21 protein-coding genes are annotated in these 19,647 nt (G+C 55.8%); 5 read left to right on the forward strand and 16 right to left on the reverse strand.

Annotated elements, in window-relative coordinates; translation table 11 throughout:
* Window positions 1-211: 211 nt before the first annotated feature.
* Window positions 212-640 carry a host attachment protein gene (locus VXJ35_RS19990; protein ID WP_064023619.1) on the reverse strand — a complete coding sequence of 143 codons (429 nt, stop codon included), beginning with the start codon at window positions 638-640 and terminating at the stop codon, window positions 212-214.
* 435 nt (window positions 641-1,075) lie between these two features.
* Between VXJ35_RS19990 and VXJ35_RS19995 the strand changes: the two genes are divergently transcribed.
* Both VXJ35_RS19995 and VXJ35_RS20000 read left to right on the forward strand, forming a co-directional pair.
* A complete protein-coding gene (locus VXJ35_RS19995; protein ID WP_064022909.1) occupies window positions 1,076-1,429 on the forward strand; it encodes a hypothetical protein in 354 nt (117 codons plus the stop codon).
* A gap of 54 nt (window positions 1,430-1,483) precedes the next feature.
* On the forward strand, window positions 1,484-2,035 hold the full coding sequence (locus VXJ35_RS20000; RefSeq protein ID WP_064022910.1) for an MOSC domain-containing protein: 552 nt from the start codon (window positions 1,484-1,486) through the stop codon (window positions 2,033-2,035).
* On the opposite strand, the gene VXJ35_RS20005 is transcribed toward VXJ35_RS20000, so the two are convergent.
* The 4 genes from VXJ35_RS20005 to VXJ35_RS20020 form a co-directional block, all read right to left on the reverse strand.
* Window positions 2,036-2,797: a hypothetical protein gene (locus VXJ35_RS20005; RefSeq protein ID WP_064022911.1), complete on the reverse strand. Its 762-nt coding sequence runs from the start codon at window positions 2,795-2,797 to the stop codon at window positions 2,036-2,038.
* 6 nt (window positions 2,798-2,803) lie between these two features.
* A complete protein-coding gene (locus VXJ35_RS20010; RefSeq protein WP_064022912.1) occupies window positions 2,804-3,229 on the reverse strand; it encodes a YqaA family protein in 426 nt (141 codons plus the stop codon).
* A gap of 60 nt (window positions 3,230-3,289) precedes the next feature.
* The gene (locus VXJ35_RS20015; protein WP_064022913.1) at window positions 3,290-4,189 is read right to left on the reverse strand and encodes a hypothetical protein; all 900 of its coding nucleotides are present in this window, start codon (window positions 4,187-4,189) and stop codon (window positions 3,290-3,292) included.
* Between the two features lie 117 nt (window positions 4,190-4,306).
* A complete protein-coding gene (locus tag VXJ35_RS20020; RefSeq protein ID WP_054762194.1) occupies window positions 4,307-4,900 on the reverse strand; it encodes a hypothetical protein in 594 nt (197 codons plus the stop codon).
* A gap of 310 nt (window positions 4,901-5,210) precedes the next feature.
* Here VXJ35_RS20020 and pgi point away from each other — a divergent pair, with 310 nt between their 5' ends.
* Window positions 5,211-6,848: a glucose-6-phosphate isomerase gene (gene pgi, locus VXJ35_RS20025; RefSeq protein ID WP_054762192.1), complete on the forward strand. Its 1,638-nt coding sequence runs from the start codon at window positions 5,211-5,213 to the stop codon at window positions 6,846-6,848.
* 539 nt (window positions 6,849-7,387) lie between these two features.
* Here pgi and VXJ35_RS20030 read toward each other — a convergent pair.
* From VXJ35_RS20030 to VXJ35_RS20050, 5 genes are all read right to left on the reverse strand, one after another.
* Complete coding sequence (locus VXJ35_RS20030) at window positions 7,388-8,224, reverse strand: alpha/beta fold hydrolase (RefSeq protein ID WP_064022916.1); 837 nt, start codon at window positions 8,222-8,224, stop codon at window positions 7,388-7,390.
* A 114-nt stretch (window positions 8,225-8,338) separates the two neighbouring features.
* Window positions 8,339-8,647 (reverse strand): hypothetical protein, encoded by a 309-nt coding sequence (locus tag VXJ35_RS20035; protein ID WP_064022917.1) that lies wholly within the window; start codon window positions 8,645-8,647, stop codon window positions 8,339-8,341.
* 41 nt (window positions 8,648-8,688) lie between these two features.
* Window positions 8,689-9,249: a hypothetical protein gene (locus VXJ35_RS20040; protein ID WP_064022918.1), complete on the reverse strand. Its 561-nt coding sequence runs from the start codon at window positions 9,247-9,249 to the stop codon at window positions 8,689-8,691.
* 43 nt (window positions 9,250-9,292) lie between these two features.
* Entirely contained in the window at window positions 9,293-10,009 is a 717-nt protein-coding gene (locus VXJ35_RS20045) for a DUF1566 domain-containing protein (protein ID WP_064022919.1), read from the reverse strand.
* Between the two features lie 31 nt (window positions 10,010-10,040).
* The gene (locus VXJ35_RS20050) at window positions 10,041-10,772 is read right to left on the reverse strand and encodes a DUF1566 domain-containing protein (protein WP_064022920.1); all 732 of its coding nucleotides are present in this window, start codon (window positions 10,770-10,772) and stop codon (window positions 10,041-10,043) included.
* A 330-nt stretch (window positions 10,773-11,102) separates the two neighbouring features.
* Between VXJ35_RS20050 and VXJ35_RS20055 the strand changes: the two genes are divergently transcribed.
* On the forward strand, window positions 11,103-11,744 hold the full coding sequence (locus VXJ35_RS20055) for a response regulator transcription factor (RefSeq protein ID WP_082881113.1): 642 nt from the start codon (window positions 11,103-11,105) through the stop codon (window positions 11,742-11,744).
* Window positions 11,744-13,561: a hybrid sensor histidine kinase/response regulator gene (locus VXJ35_RS20060; protein ID WP_064022922.1), complete on the forward strand. Its 1,818-nt coding sequence runs from the start codon at window positions 11,744-11,746 to the stop codon at window positions 13,559-13,561. The genes VXJ35_RS20055 and VXJ35_RS20060 overlap by 1 nt, the downstream gene beginning before the upstream one ends.
* 528 nt (window positions 13,562-14,089) lie before the next feature.
* Here VXJ35_RS20060 and VXJ35_RS20065 read toward each other — a convergent pair.
* The 6 genes from VXJ35_RS20065 to VXJ35_RS20090 all read right to left on the reverse strand — a co-directional run bounded on the left by VXJ35_RS20065 (window position 14,090) and on the right by VXJ35_RS20090 (window position 19,351).
* Entirely contained in the window at window positions 14,090-15,187 is a 1,098-nt protein-coding gene (locus tag VXJ35_RS20065) for an IS5 family transposase (RefSeq protein ID WP_064022923.1), read from the reverse strand.
* 55 nt (window positions 15,188-15,242) lie between these two features.
* Window positions 15,243-15,812 (reverse strand): RloB family protein, encoded by a 570-nt coding sequence (locus VXJ35_RS20070; RefSeq protein WP_082881018.1) that lies wholly within the window; start codon window positions 15,810-15,812, stop codon window positions 15,243-15,245.
* Window positions 15,805-17,160, reverse strand: a complete 1,356-nt coding sequence (locus VXJ35_RS20075) for an ATP/GTP-binding protein (protein ID WP_231914790.1) — start codon at window positions 17,158-17,160, stop codon at window positions 15,805-15,807. Before VXJ35_RS20075 ends, VXJ35_RS20070 begins: the two co-directional genes overlap by 8 nt.
* 225 nt (window positions 17,161-17,385) lie before the next feature.
* Complete coding sequence (locus tag VXJ35_RS20080; protein WP_231914791.1) at window positions 17,386-17,646, reverse strand: hypothetical protein; 261 nt, start codon at window positions 17,644-17,646, stop codon at window positions 17,386-17,388.
* Window positions 17,647-17,742: 96 nt separating this feature from the next.
* The gene (locus tag VXJ35_RS20085) at window positions 17,743-18,990 is read right to left on the reverse strand and encodes an IS256 family transposase (protein WP_064023366.1); all 1,248 of its coding nucleotides are present in this window, start codon (window positions 18,988-18,990) and stop codon (window positions 17,743-17,745) included.
* Window positions 18,991-19,078: 88 nt separating this feature from the next.
* Window positions 19,079-19,351, reverse strand: coding sequence for a hypothetical protein (locus VXJ35_RS20090; RefSeq protein WP_231914792.1), 273 nt, complete (start codon window positions 19,349-19,351; stop codon window positions 19,079-19,081).
* Window positions 19,352-19,647: the final 296 nt, after the last annotated feature.

Genomic DNA, 19,647 nt, shown 5'->3' on the forward strand with positions numbered 1-19,647 from the left:
AGAGCTTGCGTTATACGAAGCTTCATTTTACCCGTAAAACGTAGCCGGGCCAGATTTTCGGTGGATAGTTAGGTATTTAACGGGAAGGCGCGGCTCGATCAGGCGCTATTCGGCAAAATCGGCGCGGTTCCGGATGCGGCAGGCGGGCGCCAGCGACGAACCCGGCCGCGCCGGAGCGAGACCGGGTTTCGTGCGAATGGCGGGCAAGGCCTTACAAAATGTGGTCGCGGATGGCCGCTTCGTCGGCGGCAACCAGGTTTTTGTCCCACGAATGTTCCACCAGATCTTGCAAGTGGTTATTCAGTGCTTGGCGGAGCGCCCCTAAAAACGCCGGCGGCGCCATCAAAACCAACTTGTCGAACTCGTGGTTAACCCGCCCTTGTTCCAGCCGGTCGGCAATCTGTCTGGCGAATACCTCGGCTTCGTGATGTTTCAGATCGGTGGGCGCTTCGAAGGTATGGTCGCCTTCGCCATGCCCGCCGGCGATGCCGCCTTGGCGGTCGCTAACCTCGTCCTGGCCGCGCATCCGGCCTTCGGCATGGGTCAAACCGTCCAATTCGAGCATCGGCTCGATGCGGCTGGTTAAATTGAAAAAACGCGCTCTGCTGCTATCGGCAACTATGACTCGGGTGACTGGCATAACAACCTCCTCGATGGTGCTTGACCGGAAGATTTTACCGGGCGATTGCTCCGGCATTGCCCCGGATTGTATGCCTCCGCCGCCGCGCTGTCTAAATCGGGATTGCCCGCAAATTTGATCCCGATCAACAATTATGCGATTTGCCAATCCACTTCGACCACGCCCCCGGTTCGGCTAGAAACCGGCCGGCACGCGGCCAGACCCTGCGCTGGTTCGGAGTCGGGCAGTATCGGCGCAACACTATATGGCCTTACAATCGGCAGCCTGTATCGAACCAAGCGTGGCGGCCGGAGTCCTTTTATCGATTAGGCTGTATTTTGCGCGAACTCCGCCAACCCGGCGAATACAGCCGACGCACAGCGGATAGTGGCACAGCAACCCTAAAGCTGCCGCTACAGAAACTAAAATAACTAAAGCAAACACAGGGGAACCACAATGAAGCTATTGCTATTTTCTTTCACCGCCGGCCTCGCTCTGCTCTACTTCATGAATTTAGCGCTGCTGAAGTCGGCGATACCAAATTTGGAATGGAGCATTCACGCCGGCGCCCGGTTTTTGATAGGCTTTTTCGTGCTCGGCGTCAGTTGTTTTTATTTCAAAAAATTGACGTTCAAACATGCCGTCCAATTAACCCTGGCCGCGGTCGTGCTCGACTATTTGTACGATTATTACGTCGAAGCCTACCGGCTGAATTTCGAGATCATTTTGCACGGCGTTTACATGCTGGTCTGGGGCGCGCTGATGGGGTATTTGACCTGGCGCTACAAGTACCAAGCGAATTCGGAATGATAGCCTTGCTTACCAAACCCAATCGCGATTTTGCAGCCTTCAGATAAGCGAACGATGGACCTGCGGCAGCTCTGCCAAGGCTTCGCAACCGTCGGCCGGATCGAAGCCATCGTTTTGCGCCCGGCGCGCGGCGAACCGGCGGTTTCGGTCAACACAGCCGTTGCCGAACCGGGTCGCGGCTTGATCGGCGACCGCCGTGCGGCCGGCAAACAGTCCGGCCGGCAATCGCCGAAACGCGAGATTACGTTGTTTCAAGCCGAACACCTGCCGCTAGTCGCCGGCTGGTGCGGACTCGACTACCTGGATCCGCTCCGGCTACGGCGCAATCTGCTGATTTCCGGTTTGAACTTGGTTGGCATGCGTTCGCCGTTTCCGGACGCGCAATTGGAATGGGCCGTCGGCCACGAGGTGAGAATTCGGATTACCGGCCCGTGCGACCCGTGCTCGAAAATGGCGGCCGAATTAGGCGCGGGCAGCTACAACGCGTTGCGCGGCCACGGCGGCATGACGGCCGCCATAGTGGCCGGCGGCGTGATCCGAGTCGGCGACAGCGTCAGCTTGCATGCGGTAACAACGCGGCCGGACAAAACCTCGGCCGCGGATTGATCAGGCCCGTTGCCGTTGCAGCACCAGCGCGGTTTTACTCAAAAATTGCAAAAGCGGCCCGGCCCCGGCAATCGCCACCGCGTCGACCAGGCAGTACCAGGCAGCGACACCGCTGGGCGGGTTGCCTTGCGGCAGGTGCGAGGCCGGATCGATCTCGGCCCAGGCCCAGGTACCGGCACTGGTGCCGACGATTTCCAACCATGAGGTGATGAAAAACGCGCCCAGATAGACCATCGGCGAACGGCCTTTGAACAGGTAGCCCAAGAACACGACAAACAATACCGCGCCGATCACGTCGAGCCGAGCGTAACCGCTCAAACCCCAGGCAACCCAACTGCCGCAAGCAGCGACAACGAATAGCGCGATCCGCCGCGCGTGGCGCTGGAATAGGCCGGAGCGGCCCAACGCAACGGCGGTCAAATACACCAAGCCATGGCCGGCCGGCACATAGGCCGGAACATTGCCGAAGCGGTAGATGTAGCCCTTCATGTATACCGATGCGAAATATTCGCCGATTAGCGCAAACGTCACCGCAACGGCAACTTGGGTGCGGACGTATTTGCATTCGCCGCGCAGCCATGCGAACAGAAACAGCCATCCGAACAGGGCCAGCACGTATTGCATGAATTGCGGCGCGAAACCATCCATCGTCAAGCAAATCGTCGTCGTCACAAACGTGAAGCCGGCGATTTGGTAATCGCGGCGGCGATGCTCGGCCGCGTTATCGACCGGCGGAAAATGGGGTAGCGAAAAAAAACTCATAGGCAATCAGATAAAAGCGTAAGCCACGGCAATATAGCGCAAGACTTTACCGAAAAAGATCGCGCACAGCGAGGAAATCCAGGACACACGCAACCACCCCGCCGCGAAGCACAAGCCGTCGCCCACCAACGGCAACCAGGAAAACAACAAAGCCCAACTGCCCCAGCGGCGCACGGCGCGCAACGACCGCTGCCGCTCGCCGGCCAGCAGGTTGTCGGCCGGATATTTGGCGGCCGCCCACAATCCGAGCCACCAAGTGGTCAAGGCTCCCAAAGTGTTGCCCAGCGTTGCGACGGCAACCAGCGAGACCACCGGTATCTGATGCTGGTTAACCAGATAAGCCAACACCGCTTCGGAACCGCCGGGCGCGACCGTCGAAGAAATAAACGCGCTGGCGAACAAGCCCAACAGGCCCCAGGATTCGAATTGCATTGGTTTGTCCCATAAAAAAGCCCCTGAAACCTAAGTTTCAGGGGCTTTTGCCAATTTGGCTTATTTGTCCGGCAAGGCGATGGCGCTTTTACCGGAAACCATTTTCACCAGCTTGCCCAGCAGTTGCACAACCAAGCCGACCCAATGCGCCGCCTGCTCCAGTATCGTGGCAACGATTTCCCCGGCACTCATGCCGGCAAAACGCTTGGCCAACCAAGGAGCGGCGACGAAGCCTATCGCCAAACCGATCACGGTGACGCCGGAGACGATGGAATCGTCAGGCTGGGCCGGCGCCGGAGCGGCTTTGGCCGCCGCAGGCTGCGCCGCTACCGGCGCTGGAGTTACCGGAGCGTCGACCTTCGGATCGTAAGGCTTGCCGCTGTAGTCGTCGGGAAAAATGCTCGCGGTGACGCCGGGAATACTCGGCAAATCTTCGCCGCCCTTACCGACCTTCAACTGGCCTTTCATGCCTTTTTCCATGTGCTGGGCGATATCGCAATGAACCAAATAGGTTTTATCGCCCGGCGGCAAGATCAGAGTGCCGGACACTTTGCCGGGGCCGCTGACTTCGAGATGGAACATGCCTTTCGGGTACAGGTACTTGGGCAGTCCGTGCATCATCCACTGGTGGCGTATTTCGTCTTCGTTGATGAAATGTACGGTCAGTTTGGTGCAAGGCTCGAACTGGTATTCCTGCTGGTCGAACGCGAACATCGTACCGGGGAATTTTTCGGAATACTTGTGCCCTGCACGTACCGTTATTTCCTTGGTCGCGGCGATTTTGTCGCAACCGCCCGGCAGCGTGTCGGTATTCTGGCCCATCACCATCGCACCGTCCATGTCCATCATGTGCCCGTCGCCGTGGTTCATCATCTGGTTGTGTTCCTGGATCTCTTTTGCGGACACTGCCGAGACCGACAAAGCGCAGACTAATGAGGCAAGTGAGAAAAATTTAACCATGGCGCGAATACCTGTGAGGCGGATGTGAATCATGAATCTACCGTAAACTGCGGATTTTACTAATGGGTTACAGCATTGCGCCCTTCGCCGGCTCGGCCGGCAAAGGGCGATCCAACATTAAAGCTCTTTGGCTTTACCTAGCATGCCGTCAACTTTGCTTTTGAAGCCAGCGTTGGACAGGTAAAAAATGTAAAGGCCGGCGAACAGAACCAATGCATACAGGCCATAGCTAGATTTGCTGGTCGGTTGGCCGCCACCGGCTTTGAAGCTCATGTGAGCGTCCAAACGCTCGCCGTTGTCTTGCAGCAGCGTGATGTGGATCAGGTATTTACCTACTTCGGGCACGCCCTCAGGCAGGTTCAACACCACAGTACCGGATTTGTGTTTTTCGGCCCCCTGGAAAAATACCCGTTTGCCTTCCGGTTCTTTCGTCACTTCGAATTCCACCGCCATACCGCGATAACGTTGGTCTTGGTAATCGAACACCAACTGGGTCAACGAGCCGGTATCGGGAATGTTGCCGCAAAACTCTTCCGCCGGATAGGCTTTGGGCTGATAGGCGGTGTAGTGTATCCAGTGGTCCTTTTCCAGTTCGAATTTGCATTGGTCGGTGTCCGTGCCGGCCGCACCGCCGTGCGCCGATACCGCGGCCGAAAAAACCAGGCCCAGCAAGCCTAGGAAACCGTTTCTTATCATGCGAGAGCTTTTCATAAATCCCCTTCCCGTGTTAATAAATGCTTTAGTTTTTATTATCTTTCATGTGGTTATGCATGAAACCTGTTTTCGTCGCCGGCGAATGTAACTGCCTGATTTGGATCGAAACAATGGCTAACTCTAGCACATCGCCCTAGGCAAAGAAAGGCTGGCGTTCCAGACTTGGCCGGCACTATTCGCTGCTTAATTTTTTTTGTCAGTAGCCAAAGACAGTCCTTATAATGGGGTTATGAACCGTTCCCCCAAACGCCTCCGCCCGTTCTTTTCCACCGAACTAACCTCTCTGGTCAATTAACATCCAAACAATATGTCCAAATTAGTAGACTCTGCCGAATGGAACGCCGTCAAGCAACACCACCGCGAGATTGCCGGCAAATTTTGCATGAAGGACGCGTTCGACAAAGATCCCAAGCGATTCGACAAATTTTCGGTCACGTTCAACGACCTGTTGTTCGACTACTCGAAAAATCTGATCACCGAGCGCACCTTGCCGCTACTGATCGAACTGGCCAACCGAGCTCAGCTCTCGGCAAAAACCGAAGCCATGTTCTCCGGTTCCATCATTAATACCACGGAAAAACGCGCCGTGTTGCATACCGCACTGCGTAACCGCAGCAATAAGCCGATTTATTTCCGCGGCGAAGACGTCATGCCGGAAATCAATAAAGTGCTGGCCAGAATGCGGGTGTTTACCGAACAAGTCCGCTCCGGTGCCTGGACTGGCTACACCGGAAAAACCATCACCGACATCGTCAACATCGGTATCGGCGGCTCCGATCTCGGGCCGAAAATGGTCGACACCGCATTGACCCCTTACGGCAAAGAAGGCCTGAAGGCCCATTTCGTGTCCAACGTCGACCAGACCGACATCGTCGAGACACTGAAGCCGTTGAATCCGGAAACCACGCTGTTCTTGATTTCCTCGAAAACCTTCACGACCCAGGAAACCATGACCAACGCCCGTTCGGCCCGCGACTGGTTTTTGAAAGCGGCGCAAGAGCAGGGACACATGTCCAAGCACTTTGTCGCGATTTCCACCAACGAAGCCAAAGTCAAGGAATTCGGCATCGACCTGGAAAACATGTACGAGTTCTGGGACTGGGTCGGCGGCCGCTATTCCTTGTGGTCGGTGATCGGCATGTCCATCGCACTGTACATCGGCATGGACAATTTCGAAGAACTGCTGATGGGCGCGCATTTGGCCGACGAACACTTCCGCAGCGCGCCGTTCGAACAAAACATCCCGGTCATCATGGGATTGCTCGGCATCTGGTACAACAATTTCTTCGACGCCGAAACCTACGCGATCCTGCCCTACGCCCAGTCGCTGAAATATTTCGCCGATTATTTCCAGCAAGGCGACATGGAAAGCAACGGCAAAAGCGCAACGATCAACGGCGATAAAGTGGACTACAACACCGGGCCGATCATTTGGGGCCAACCGGGCACCAACGGCCAGCACGCCTTTTTCCAGTTGATCCACCAGGGCACCAAACTGATCCCCGGCGATTTTCTGGCGGCGGCGCAGAGCCATTACGACCTGCCCGACCACCACGACATCTTGATCTCCAACTTCCTGGCCCAGGCCGAGGCGTTGATGCGCGGCAAAACCGAAGCCGAAGTGCGCCAGGATTTGAGCCACGAGCCCAACCTGGACGACGCCTTGATCGCTTCGAAGATCTTCGAAGGCAACAAACCCTCCAACGCGTTCCTATTCAAAAAACTGACGCCAAGAACCTTGGGGACGTTGATCGCGTTCTACGAACATAAAATCTTCGTCCAGGGCGTGATCTGGAACATCAACTCCTTCGACCAGATGGGCGTGGAATTGGGCAAAGTACTAGCCAAGGCCATTTTGCCGCAGTTGAAAAACGAAGAACCCGTCTCCGACCACGACAGTTCGACCAACGGCCTGATCAACGCCTACAAACGCTTGCGCAAGTAAGTCCGGCCCGGCAAACTCCACCGATTCCGCCGGCAACCGGACCGCGCACACACCGCTACCTAAGCGGCCGAAAAACGACGACTCGCCGTTTTTCGGCCCGCTCTACCGCCCGCCAACCCCAGCCAAGTGCCGACCGAGTGGAGTTTTTACTGCGTAGCCGAACCGGCGGCGCTAGAGTTCAACCCGCCGCCGAACTGCGCCGTTGCGGCACCGCCCGGCTTGGGCCGAAAACACCCCTCCCTGGAGAGGGTGTTTGGCGAAGGTTAGTATGGTCAACTGCTCGAGCGATTCGTCAGCCGGCGCGAGGAGCGCTAGCTGAGCCGGCTGACGCAACTGTGCGCCAACCTGGCCGGGGTCTACCGCGACAAAACGGTGGCGCCGATGCAGCAGGAAGTTGCGCAACGCGTTGCGGAAGGCTTGTCCTACGGCCACAGTGCCAAGCGGCGGCAGATTAAACTGACCACGGTCAAAGACCACATCGGCAACATTTACACTAAACGCGACATCGGCCGGCGCGAAAGGCCAGGTAAGGATCGGAGCTATTCCTGCTCACGACGAAGAAGGCCCGCCTCGGGTCGGACCGCATCCAGCACGTCTCGGATTGCGGCAACCACCGCTTCCGGCCGTTCCAAGGGTATGGCGTGGCCGCTGTCCACCCAGATTTGTATCGATCCCGGATACAACCGGGCAAGGTCTTGGCGTTTTCGATTGGCGTCGTCCGCCAGTTCCGAGCGGTCGGCCAAGGGTTGCGCCGCACTCAGCACGATTACCGGTCCGCTACGATAGGCGGGAGCCGCCAGCACTTCGTCGCCGGTCCGATCCAGCGCGGCCAGTTCCCATTCGGCGGTAACCGGCAACCACAAATCGAACAGCCAACGCAGCCAGAACGGCCAATTCTCGATGGCGCCCCGGCCTTTGAGTTGGGCCGGATGGGTCGAATCGACCAGAATCAAAGCCGCGACCTCTTGCGGATAGTACCGGGCATACCATTGCATATACAAACCGCCCAGCGAATGCCCGACCAGAATATAAGGCGGCGCCAGCCCTTGGTCGGCTAACAATCCGCGCAGCTCCTGCACGACATGGCGGCCGTCGCGGACCGAAGCCACCGCTTCGCTGGCGCCGACCCCGGCACGGTTATAGGCCAACGCGGTCGCCGATGCGGCAATTGGCGGATACACCTCCCGCCACCAAGCCAAAGTTCCGCCCAAGCCGGTTTCGAACACCACCGGCGGGGTATCGTGGCGGCTCAAGGCAAACTCCACTTGTCGGCGCCCGATTTCGGTAATCTTGACGTTCGGAATCGTCTGGGCGCAGCCGTTCAATAGGCCGAGCAGTAACGCAAAGATCGCCGTTATCGCACAGCGGCATTTCATTGCGATGTCACTCCGGCTCGGCGCAATGCCGTTAAGTTGAGCCGCTCGCGGTGAGCTTGTCGCCCCATGACCGGCTTAGCCGTAGCACGGCACCCCAAACCGATCGAAACCCGGTCATTGGCCTAACAACGGATTTCTGGCCGGCTCGCCCTTTTTGCTGCAGATCGCTTCCGAAACCATCCGCCCCAGCACCGAGATCGAGCCGCCGACGTAGCAATTGTATTGTTGGCCACTGTCGGTCTTGACCGAATAGCGCGTCGTGACGCCGTCGTCGACCCGGTTTTCGATCTTGAATTGGTTCTTTTCCAGGCCCAACGCGTGGGCGGTGCGGTCTACCAATGCGTCTTGGGTGACGGCCCAGGCGGCACAGCCACCGAGCGATAAGGACAAGCCGGCCGCTAGCCAGGATTTACGGTTTATCATCGATTTTTTTCCTTGATTAAAGTATTGATCGGCCGCCGGATTCAGCGGTTGTTGCGGCGCCGGCCATAACCCAGCAACCCCGCCAGGCCGCCGCCGAACAGCCAGGCCGCACCCGGCAGCGGTACGGCTGCCGGCGAATAGGTCAGATTGTCGATGACGATGCCGTCCGAAGTCCCGTAGAAGAAAATCTTGTCGACCAAGCCGGCATAGTCCGATGCCAGCCAATACAAACCGCTCGGCTGATTGAAAGGATCGAGCGGCGCGCTGTAAACCAATTGGCCTTGGTAATACAGCTCGTAACTGACCTGGCTGTTGGTACCCCAAAATTGGTAATAAGTCCCCGCGAACACCACCGGCCCCTGTTCGAAACTCAGTTCGCCGCCCCAGCCGTGCACCTGGTAATCGCCCAAACCCAGATCGCGTCCGAACGGATAATCGGCAAGCCGGCCGAACGAATCCCAGCCCGAAATGCCGCCGTAGCTGTCGCCGAGCTGGCCGCCGGGACCGATATCCTCGAACGTCAAAACGATTTGCGAGGCCTGAGCCGGAGCGGCTCCGGCCAATAACGCGGCAAATGCGCCGCTCAATACTTGCAGTTTCATAGATTTTCCTTGATTTGGCGGCCCGCCCACGCGGCCCGCAACGTTAGTTAGATTTGCGGCGATTCGCGAACAAACCAGCAAACACAGCGCTAGCGAACAGCCAGACCGCGCCCGGTAGCGGTACCACCGCTATGTCGCCGTCGCGCACAGCCCAGACATACATGTCCGAGGCAAGGTTTTTCTTGTACCAAGTTTGTTGGCTGCCGAGCGCGGTATCGAAAAACCAAGCTTCGCCGGTACGGGTTGGCACTTCGTTGCCGGACCAATAATTGAAGGACTGCAGATTTTTCACCAAACCGACATCGGTTTGGCCGCCGGTGCGGCCGTCGCGGTAAATCCCGAAGTTGGGATTGTCGCTACCGTCCGGGAATTGAAACGCCGTCAAACCCAGGTTGACGAAATACATATAACCCAGCTCGGAGTTGGGGCTGCTGACGTTCCAGGCGTAATCGGTCGAACCGTCGTCGGAAAAGTTTTCGTTATAGGCAATGCCGTTGACCGGCTTGATGCCGGCCAAACGCCAGTCGCTGAAGCCGCCGAACTCCAATTGATCCGCCCAGGCCACGGCCGCGTGCCAGTCCATCTTGCCGTCGGCGTCGTAGCCGCTGGTCTTAGCGTAATTGGCGTCCTGCAACCAAGTCACGTTCAATACCGTGTCGTAGAGCATGCCGCCGCCGCGGTCCAGCAATGCCGCCTGGGCGGAGGGAAGATGGGCCAGAGCCGCCGCGCCGGCGGCAAACAGAGTGCGTTTCAATTTCATAGATATTTTCCTTGCAGATGGGGACATTCGGTCAGGCTAGCGCCGGGAAGGCGGCCGCTTTTCGGCGGCGAATCGAGCCGGCCATCGCGGCCAGTCCGGATAAAAACAGGATGTAGCTTGCCGGGTCCGGCACTGCCGCCACATCGCCGTCGCGCACGGCCCAGACGTAAAAATTGTTGCCTTTGCTGATGTAGTTCTGCATTCCGGTCGCGGTGCTGAAATACCAGGCTTTGTTCGAGTCGCCGGGGTAACTGCTGCCCAACCAGTAGCTGAAGGATTGAATATTGCCGAACAGGCTTTCGTCGGCGGCGGTGGCCGGATCGTCGACCAATCCGTAACCCGGTTGTTGTAGGCCGCGCGAATCGACGAAACCGATATTGGCAAAATCGCCGTAAAACAGATGAGCCAGTTCCGAGCTGGCGGTCGAGACGTTGAAGCCGCAGTCGGTGTTGCTGTAGCCGTAGTCGCAACCCGCCGCCCCCAGGTCATTAAAGCTCGGTAGCCGCCAATCGCTGTAATTGACGCCGCGCACGCTATCCGAGTAAATCAGGCCATCCACCCAAGCCACGGCGTTTTGCCAACTCATTTTGCCTTCGGCATCGAAACCGCTGGTTTTGGCATAGTTGGCGTCGGCCAGCCAGGTGATGTTTTGTACGCTGTCGTAAATCAAACCGCCGCCGCGGTCGAACAATTGGGCCTGTGCGGCCGGTGCCGCGACCATGCCGAGCGCGGTGACGGCGCCATAAATCGGTTTAAAGTTCATAAACTCGCTCCGGTTGGAAAAATAGGAAAAACGTTTTGTTTTGGCGACATTATCGGGAAGGGAATTTGGCGGTGGAACCCCCACTCCAGTGGGGGTAGGATAGGCGTTGGAATCTGTTAACATGCAAATCATTTGCATGTATTTGGCAGCCAATGGATTTTCAGGACCAGCCTCGGCCAAACCGCCGGCTACCGCGTTTTTTTAACGCAGGCCCCGATTACCGCTAGCCTTTGTCCCGAGGCGCCATCACTTCGCATGGTCATGGCACAACTCGGCCCCGCAGCGGCGTAAAACGCAGGTTCAGATTAACCAATGCAAGGGAGCATTTACGTGAAAAATCCGGATTGGGCGGCGGTGGTAGACGACCATCCGCTGGTGGCGCACGGCATCGCCGATTTTTTAGTGACGCATTGCGGCTTCGACCGCGCGCAGCCGGTATCGGCCGTCGCCGAGTTTTGGCCGCTGCTGGATACCGCTGCGCCGCCGGCACTGGCGGTAGTCGATTTTTGGCTGCCGGACGGCGTCTCGCTGCCGCTACTGGCGCAAATCAAACAACGCCGCCCGGCACTGAAGGTGCTGGCGATCAGTGCCGACGACGACCGGGCCATCGCCGAAAAAGTCGCCGCGGCCGGCGCCGACGGCTTTATCCATAAACAGGCGGCGCCGAACGTGTTCGCCGAGGCCGTGGCCGCGCTCATGGCCGGCGAGGCCTGGTTCCAAGGCCAGCCCGCCGCGGTATTGGCGTCGATGCGAGAGCTACCGGTCACGGCCACCGAATTGGGCCTGACTCCGCGCCAGGGCCAAGTGCTGGCGATGATGCTGAAAGGCTTGCCGAACAAACGCATCGCACTGAATCTGTCCTTGTCGGAACATACCGTCAAAGAGCACGTCACCGGCATCCTGGAACGCCTGGGCGCGAAAAACCGGATCGAAGTCATCACCAAACTGCGCGGCCGCAGCCTGGAATACTGATGGCCGCCGCTACCGATCCGATCGATACCGCAGACGACGGTTTGCGTTTCGAAGACTTGAGCGCGGAAGGCCAGGCCCGGCTGCTGGACATGACCCACAACCGGCTGGTCTACGGCATCACCATTATCCCCTTCGTCGCCATGCCCTTCGTCTACTGGAAACACCAGTTGGACCAAAACGCGTTGGGTCTGGCGGTGTGGACGTTGGCCTACTTTGTGGCGCTGGCGGCGGTCCGCCTGCAATTTCGCCAATACCGGCAAGACCGGGCGCGGCTTTGCCCGAGCGAAGCGATAGCCCGATGGATGCCGGTGATCTTGCGCATGGCCCTGGGCCACGGCCTGGGCCTGGCCGGCCTGGTGGCGGTGATCGCCGGCCGGGTGCCGTTCGAGTTCGCCCTGTTGCTGTACATGAGTCTGGCCGCAATCATGGCCGCCAACGCCACCCACCAGTCGCCGGTATTCCGCGCCTTCAAACGTTTTTTCAATGCCGCGTGGGGCGGCTGCACGCTACTGACGCCTTGGGCCTTCCCCGACCACTGGCATCTGGTCATGCCGCTGTGCATCAGCTATATCCTGTCCATCCACCGCCATTCGTCGATTGCCCATCGCTTCTTCCTGCAACAGGTCAAACTGGAACAAGACAGCAAGCGTCTGGCAGAGGATTACCGGCGCGCCAAGGAACAAGCCGAAGCGGCGCTGTACGCCAAGAACCGCTTTCTGACCACGGCCGCCCACGACCTGCGCCAGCCGGTGCACGCGATGGGCTTTCTGATCGAATCCATTTCCCGCCGCAACCAAGACCCCGCCTTACGCCCGGCCTTGCAGGACTTGCGGCAAAGCGTGCAGTCGGTGACGCAGATGTTCAACTCCCTGCTCGACTTGTCCAAGATTGAACTCGGCGCCCAGCCGGTGAAGTTGCAGCCGGTGGCGCTGGACCCGCTGATGGCCGACATCGCCACCTTGTTTCGGGAAGAAGCCCTGGCCCGCAATATCGCGTTGCGGGTACGCGGCAGCCGCGGCAAAGCCTTGGTCAGCGCCGACCCGTTACTGCTCAGGCAATCGATGGTCAATCTGATGCAGAACGCCCTGCGCTACACCCAGCGCGGCGGCGTGCTGATGGCGGTGCGGCGCCGGGGCGGGCAATGGCAGTTCGAAGTTTGGGATACCGGGGTCGGTATCGCCGAAGCCGACCAGCAGCGGGTGTATTCGCCCTTCTTCCGCCCGGAGCACGCCTGGCGCATCGACAACGCCGGCCATGGTCTGGGGCTGGCGGTGGTGGCGCGCTGCGCCGATTTGATGGGCGCCAGCCAGGGCTTGAATTCGCGCGAGGGCCTGGGTTCCCGTTTCTGGCTGCGGCTACCGGCGGCCGAGACCGGCGAGCGCCGTTCCGCGGTGCGCGACAGCGTGGCCTTGACGGTGGGCGGCGATACCCTGCTGCACGGCAACTGCCTGGTGGTGGACGACGAGCCGCAAGTGCGCAGCGCCTGGGAAGCCCTGCTCTGCGCCTGGGGTATCGGCGCCGTGTGCGTGGCTTCGGCCAGCGAAGCGTTTGCCGCGCTGGACTCCGGCTTCGAACCGGACGCGATCTTTTGCGACCAACGCCTGCGCTCCGGCGAAAGCGGCTTCGAATTGCTGCAAGCGCTATTGGAACGCTGCCCGCAGGCGGCCGGGGCGATGATCAGCGGCGAATTCGACTCGCCGGCCCTGGCCCAAGCCGAACAGGAAGGCTATCTGGTTTTGCATAAACCGCTCGATCCGAAGGCATTGTTTACCTTGCTATCCTGTTTGCTGCCCGCATCCGGTCGCGATGCGGCTTAACAAGCGGGAAATATGCGTGCTTTGAGGTCTACTTATGGCATACCTCTCGTTTGACATCTTCAACCCTCAGACTGAAACCGGAGCTTGCCATGCCTATTCCTAGGCTTGAGCCGCCTTACCGTTGACCGGACGGCTAGCGGCCATCTTTTGCCGGTCAAGATGTTTTCTCGAACGGCTGGTTTACGCTAGATGGCGTTCATTTATTAAACCGTGTTTGCTTACGAGTAATTTTTTTCTGCAAACTCATCGATTTTATCAAGCAGTTTATAGACATCAGTGAATGGATTCATGTGATACGGGCAATTTCGGGATGGCTCGGCGCTTTGTTCCATTTGTAGGTTCATTTGTAAGGCGCGAGCTCTAGCAGGCTGGTGAAAAACCCACTGATATTTCCCCTTACCCACGGTTGCCGTGATTTTTTCGTGTTGAAATCGGTCATGACATCGAGTTTCAAGCGTTTTGCCCCTGTTTCAAGGGCTTTTTATTCGCCTGAAGCCGTCTGTGGACGGTTTTCAGGCGTACTTCACCCTAGGTGGGCGCACTCCACGCCGGTTTCGGCGTGAACACCAATAGGTTGAGCAAGCGCGTCAGGTTGTAGGCGGCGAAGCAAAACAAGGCTTGGCCAGCGACTTTGGCTAAGCCGATGTGACGGGTTTTGCGCAGGCCGCCGACCGTTTTGACCCAGCCAAAGGCTTCTTCGACGATTTTGCGGCGCTTGAGGCTTTGGGCGCAACCTTTGCCGCGCGCGGTGCGGCCATCGACGGCACTGCCGGTCTTTTTCCGGGCCACATGGGCTTTGATGTCTTGCGCCTTGAGTCCGTTGACGAAAGCCGGTTGGTCATAGCCTTTGTCGGCACCGACGCTACCGCCTTTGGGCACACGGCGTTTGATCATTGTTTGCGCGGCTTCGATTTCGGCGGTGCCGGTGGCTTGGGTGGTTTCGACATCGACAATCAGGCCGTTGCGATTCTCGGACAAGGCATGGGTGATGTAACGCAGTTTGGCCTCGGTGTATTCGCCTTTCTTGTAGAGCCGCGCTTCCGGGTCTGTCGTGCTTTGGTGGGTGGCGTTGCTGCGCTTTTCGCCGCTGAAGTCGACCTCGGGATTGCGGCCGGCGGGTTTGTCCGGGCCGCTGCCGTCTTTCTTAACGAAGCTTTTGTGCGAGGCCCAGGCTTCAATGAGGCTGCCGTCGACACTGAAGTGTTCGTCGGACACCAGGTTTTGCCATTCGGCTATGGCCAGTACCCGCTCAAAAAATTCGCGACTCAGCGCTTCGGACAGCAGCCGTTCGCGGTTGGCGCTGAACACGCTGCGTTCCCAGACAGCATCGTCGATGCCCAGACCGACAAACCAGCGAAACAGCAGGTTGTAGTCCAGCTGTTCCATCAACTGGCGTTCGCTACGAACGGTGTACAGCACTTGCAACAGCAAGGCGCGCAGCAGTTTTTCGGGCGCAATCGACGGGCGGCCAGTGTGCGAGTAACGCTCGGCAAAGACGGCATTCATAGAGGTCAATACGCCATCGACGAGTAGACGTAAACGACGCAACGGATGCTGTTTGGGAATACGTTCTTCCAGGCTAACGTAGCTGAACCAGCTACTTTGAATGGCATCGTGTCCGCGCATTGAAAGGCTCCAAATTTAGGTAGCCTATTTTAACAGTTGGCGGCTCATCTATGCCTTAGCCTACTTGGCTTTTCGAGTTTTTCACCAGCCTGCTAGCGTTTTGTATTTCCTGCTCAGAAAAAAGACTGAAAATTGTTTTTTCACCTTTGTCGTAATCGGATATACCCCGTTTTCTGAACTCTTGCCGTAATGGACTGTTTTTCCTTAATTCATCGTAACAACTATACGGTGCTGCTGTATGTTGAAAGTGTAGAAGCAGCCAAACTTCAAAGCATACGTTGGAGAGCACAACAGCCACATCATTCCTTTGGGCTTTCTTATATGCATTACGGTGAAGTTCTTCGGAGTATTTTATTTCTGACTCTCGATCATACACTACCCAAAATGAGTCGTTTAAACCGCTTTTATTCGCGACTTTCTTTGCGACGACAGCCTCGTCAACTAGCTGTTTTGGCGTGTTCTTTTTTGTATCTTCAATTCTTATGACCTTTAATAGACGATTAGTTGGGAAGAACCTATCAATGTATCCTTGAAGATAATTTGGCTCAGTTTTAGCCCCTTCACAATAAATGCGCAAAACCGGTTTTAATTTTTGTTCTTGACGATTTTTCCGGGGTTTAGGCATTCGTCTCACCAGACATCAATAAATTAACAATTCCTTGATAATTGATTGACGGAATACCGCCAAAGCGGCCTTCCAGATACCATTGACTAAATGGGCTTTGTGGTTTTACTCTTTTCTTATCAAAGTCATCCAGCGAAAAAAATTGTGTAGAACCTTTATTCTTTTCAGTAAGCCAAATTTGATCGCGCCTTAAAAGTTCGGGAGACATTAAGTTAATATTGTGTGTAGAAAAAATAAGTTGAGCATTACCTTTGTTAACATTTGGATCATTAAATAACTTGATAATTAACTCGACCATAAATGGATGCATGCTATTATCTAACTCGTCCATAATCAGAACTCCGCCATTAGACAATATCTCAATGAATATTGGAGCAAAGTCAAAGAACTTCCGAGTTCCAGCGGATTCCTTCTCCTCTTCAAAATATTCACTCATTCCATCATCAGCTAAATGGGCGAAAAATGGCTTATTTTTAATGTCTTTTAAGATGCGTACCTTAATTTCCTCTGGAAGTCCATCGGGCAATTTTATATCATCCGACTCAGATTTTTCTTGAAATCGTATATTGGAAATTCCAGTATCAACCAGAGACAAAAGAGCAGATACTTTTTTGACTAAACTTGGCTCCTCGAACCAGTTTAATTTAACCTTACGTTCATTGACTGCAAAGTGGTGTAGTTTTTTTCGAAAGTAATTGTAAACATTACGAATCATTTGAGGAGAGTCCGCACTATCTCCAGCCTTCGATATATAGGTATTATTCTCAAAGAAAGGTAGACGCTTTTTACCACCTTTATATAAGCTGCCAAAGCTGATTGTCTGCCAAGTATCGCTAATGCCCCGATCAAAGACAGATGCTTGTTGTCCAGTGGGATAAAAAACTAAACGCTCTTCGATGATTCTGTTTGCGGTAAACGCCACACAGTACCGATAACGTATAAGTTTATATTGATTATTTTCCGCGCTCGGAGCAAAAAACTCAATTTCAAACCTAGTGGGCGAAGATTTGTTAGCTTCGGATAATAGATAGGGATCATAGCAGGGAATCTTATCACCCTCTTTCAACTCTCCTGATCCCACGATGATGAATTGTAAGGCGTGAAAAGCTAACAATAAGTTGGATTTCCCAGAAGCATTAGCACCATATAATCCAGCGCATTTTAGTACACCAACTTTATCATCAGCGGGATGGACAATATTTTCTATCAGATAGCTACCAGGTGTTTCCGCATAAAGGCTAAACGTCTGCTCCTCCTTGATAGAACAAAAATTGGTGACAGTGAAGTCTATGATCATAGCTTGTAATATTTCGGCACTTTTTGCTAAATTTTGACCAAAAAATAGCATCTTAATTGATTTTCGTCAAAGATCACCTTCAAGAAAATCATTCGCGCTCTAATTTTTCCTGACATTTGGAGGTTTGAATTGTTGGGGCAAATGGGAAATGATGGATAACGGGTTAAAGGCCGATACCCGTCATCCAATCTGCTGAAATTAATGTCTAGTTAGGGTCGACTCAAGCCCTTCGGTGCAAGATTAAGCGGTACAGCTCCGACTTGTCTAGCAGATGAATTATTCCGCCGCCCCAATCAGCAGCCTTTCCGCCTGCCGGTAACTCAAGCCGGAAATACCCGATTTCTGCATCGACTGTTTCAGCGAATAGGCCAGTGCCGAGGCGAGGATGCGGGAGTAGTAAGGCAGGGTTTCCAGGTAGACCGGCAAGGCGTCGTCGATGGTTTCGGCTTGCTGCAGTTTTTGTTCGAGTTGCCGGCGGCGGTCGGCGATTTCTTGGAGGAACGCGCGGTCGGCGGCGCAATCTGCCGATAACGCCAAGGTCCAGGTTAAATCGGATTGTAATTGGCAAGCGCCGATATAGCGACCGGACCGGGCTGGCGAGAGCTATTGTCAAATCTGGTGTTCAGGCCTTGATCAAGCGGCGATCTGATTGCCGGTTTCTAGCTCAATGCCGTCCTTGAACGGAACCCCGGTAATCACTTTGGCGAGATAATCAAATCCTCGCTGGCGTCGCCAGGTTTTCTCAGCCGTTTGTCCCAGTTTGAATAGCATGTGCAACATGCCATCGCGGGCGAGACAGCCTTTGGCACGCTTGGTGCGATGGCGAATAGTGGCGAAGGTTGATTCGATGGGGTTGGTTGTTCGAATGCTTTGCCAGTGCTGAGCCGGAAAGTCATAGAAGGCCAGCAGTTCATGCCGGTCGCGATACAGACATTCAACCGCCTTGGGATATTTGGCGTCATAGAGTGAGGCGAACTGGTCGAAGGCGCGTTCGGCGTTCTTTTGGGTGTCAGCCTGCCAAATGTCGTACAGCGACTGCTTCATCTTGGGTTGCACCGCTTTTGGAACGCGGTTCAGGACGTTGTTCATTTTATGCACCCAGCAGCGTTGTTGTCGGGTGTCGCTGTAAACCTCGTCCAGCGCGGCCCAGAGACCCATTGCGCCGTCACCAATGGCTAGTTTGGGACTGTTCATACCGCGTGCTTTCAAGCCCAGCAATACTTCCCGCCAACTCTGCGTCGATTCGCGCACACCGTCTTCAATCGCCAGAAATCGTTTTTCCCCGCGCTCATTGACCCCGATGATGATCAAGGCACACAGCTTGACATCTTCCGCTCGCAGCCCGCTGTAGATGCCATCAGCCCAGATATAGACCCACTGATCTCGGTCCAGGCGACGGGTTCGCCAATCGTTATATTCCGCCGCCCACTCGCGTTTCAAACGGGCCACGGTGCTGGCTGATAACCCCGTGGCATCCGGGCCAACCAGGACTTCCAGTGCGGCTTCCATTTCACCGCTGGAGATACCTTTCAAGTATAACCAGGGCAATGCAGCCGATAAGGAACGTGTCTTGCGCACATACGGTGGCACCAACGCCGAACGAAAGGTAGCCCCTTGGCCGTCTTTTGCCCGAACCTTGGGAACCTTCACCGCTACGGGGCCAATGCCTGTCTGAATCTCACGCTCAGGTTGGAATCCGTTACGCACGACGGCGGCCCGACCATCGCCTAACTTCCGTTCGCTGAAGGCTTCCAGATAGGAAGCCAATTCGGCATCGATGGCTTGCGCTATTAACTTCCGCGCGCCTTGACGAATCAGATCGGTCAAAAGATCGGCGTTCTCTTCTCGACTCGACAGGTCGATTACATTACTCTTCTTCATGGTGGCGTATCCTTGGTTTTGATCGTTTTGTTTGGTCACAAATAATCAACCAGATACGCCGCTTCTCTTCAACTACCAAACACCAGATTCAGTTATAGCTCCCGGCTGGCGACCATTGTTCCGGGGCGATTAACGACAAGCGATACTGTCCATCCTTGCAATACAGCCAATAACTTTGCCCGGCGGTCGGTTTGAAGCGAATCTGGCTGTTTAGCACGAACAGCGAAGTAAACAAGTCGCTGCCGATTTGTTGAATGTTTTTGGCGGGGACGACCAGTTGCTGCTTGGCTTGCTGCAAACTATCCAGTATCGCGACCGCGCCTTTTCCCTGCGGATTTGCCGGTTTAATCGTTAAGTTCATAGTCCAAGTATCGGCTAAGTTTGCAAAAAAGTGTCCGGAAGATTCTATCAACGCAGTCGATGCGGAGCGTTGTAGCGCATGGCTTTGCGTCCCTCAACCCAGTCCTCTCCTTTATGCCCCAAAGCCGTTAAATTAGGCTATGTTCGCGTTAGTAGTTGAATGAGATCGAAGCCGTCATCCCGGCAGGGATTGCCGGGATCCAGGGCACAAGGATGTGTTGAAACTTTGCCATCCGTGGCTTCTGGGCCCCGGCAATCCGTGCCGGGGCGACGCCAACTACTAACGCAAACATAGCC

This window comes from Methylomonas sp. DH-1 (genome assembly GCF_046097555.1).
GTDB classification, from domain to species: Bacteria; Pseudomonadota; Gammaproteobacteria; order Methylococcales; family Methylomonadaceae; genus Methylomonas; species Methylomonas koyamae.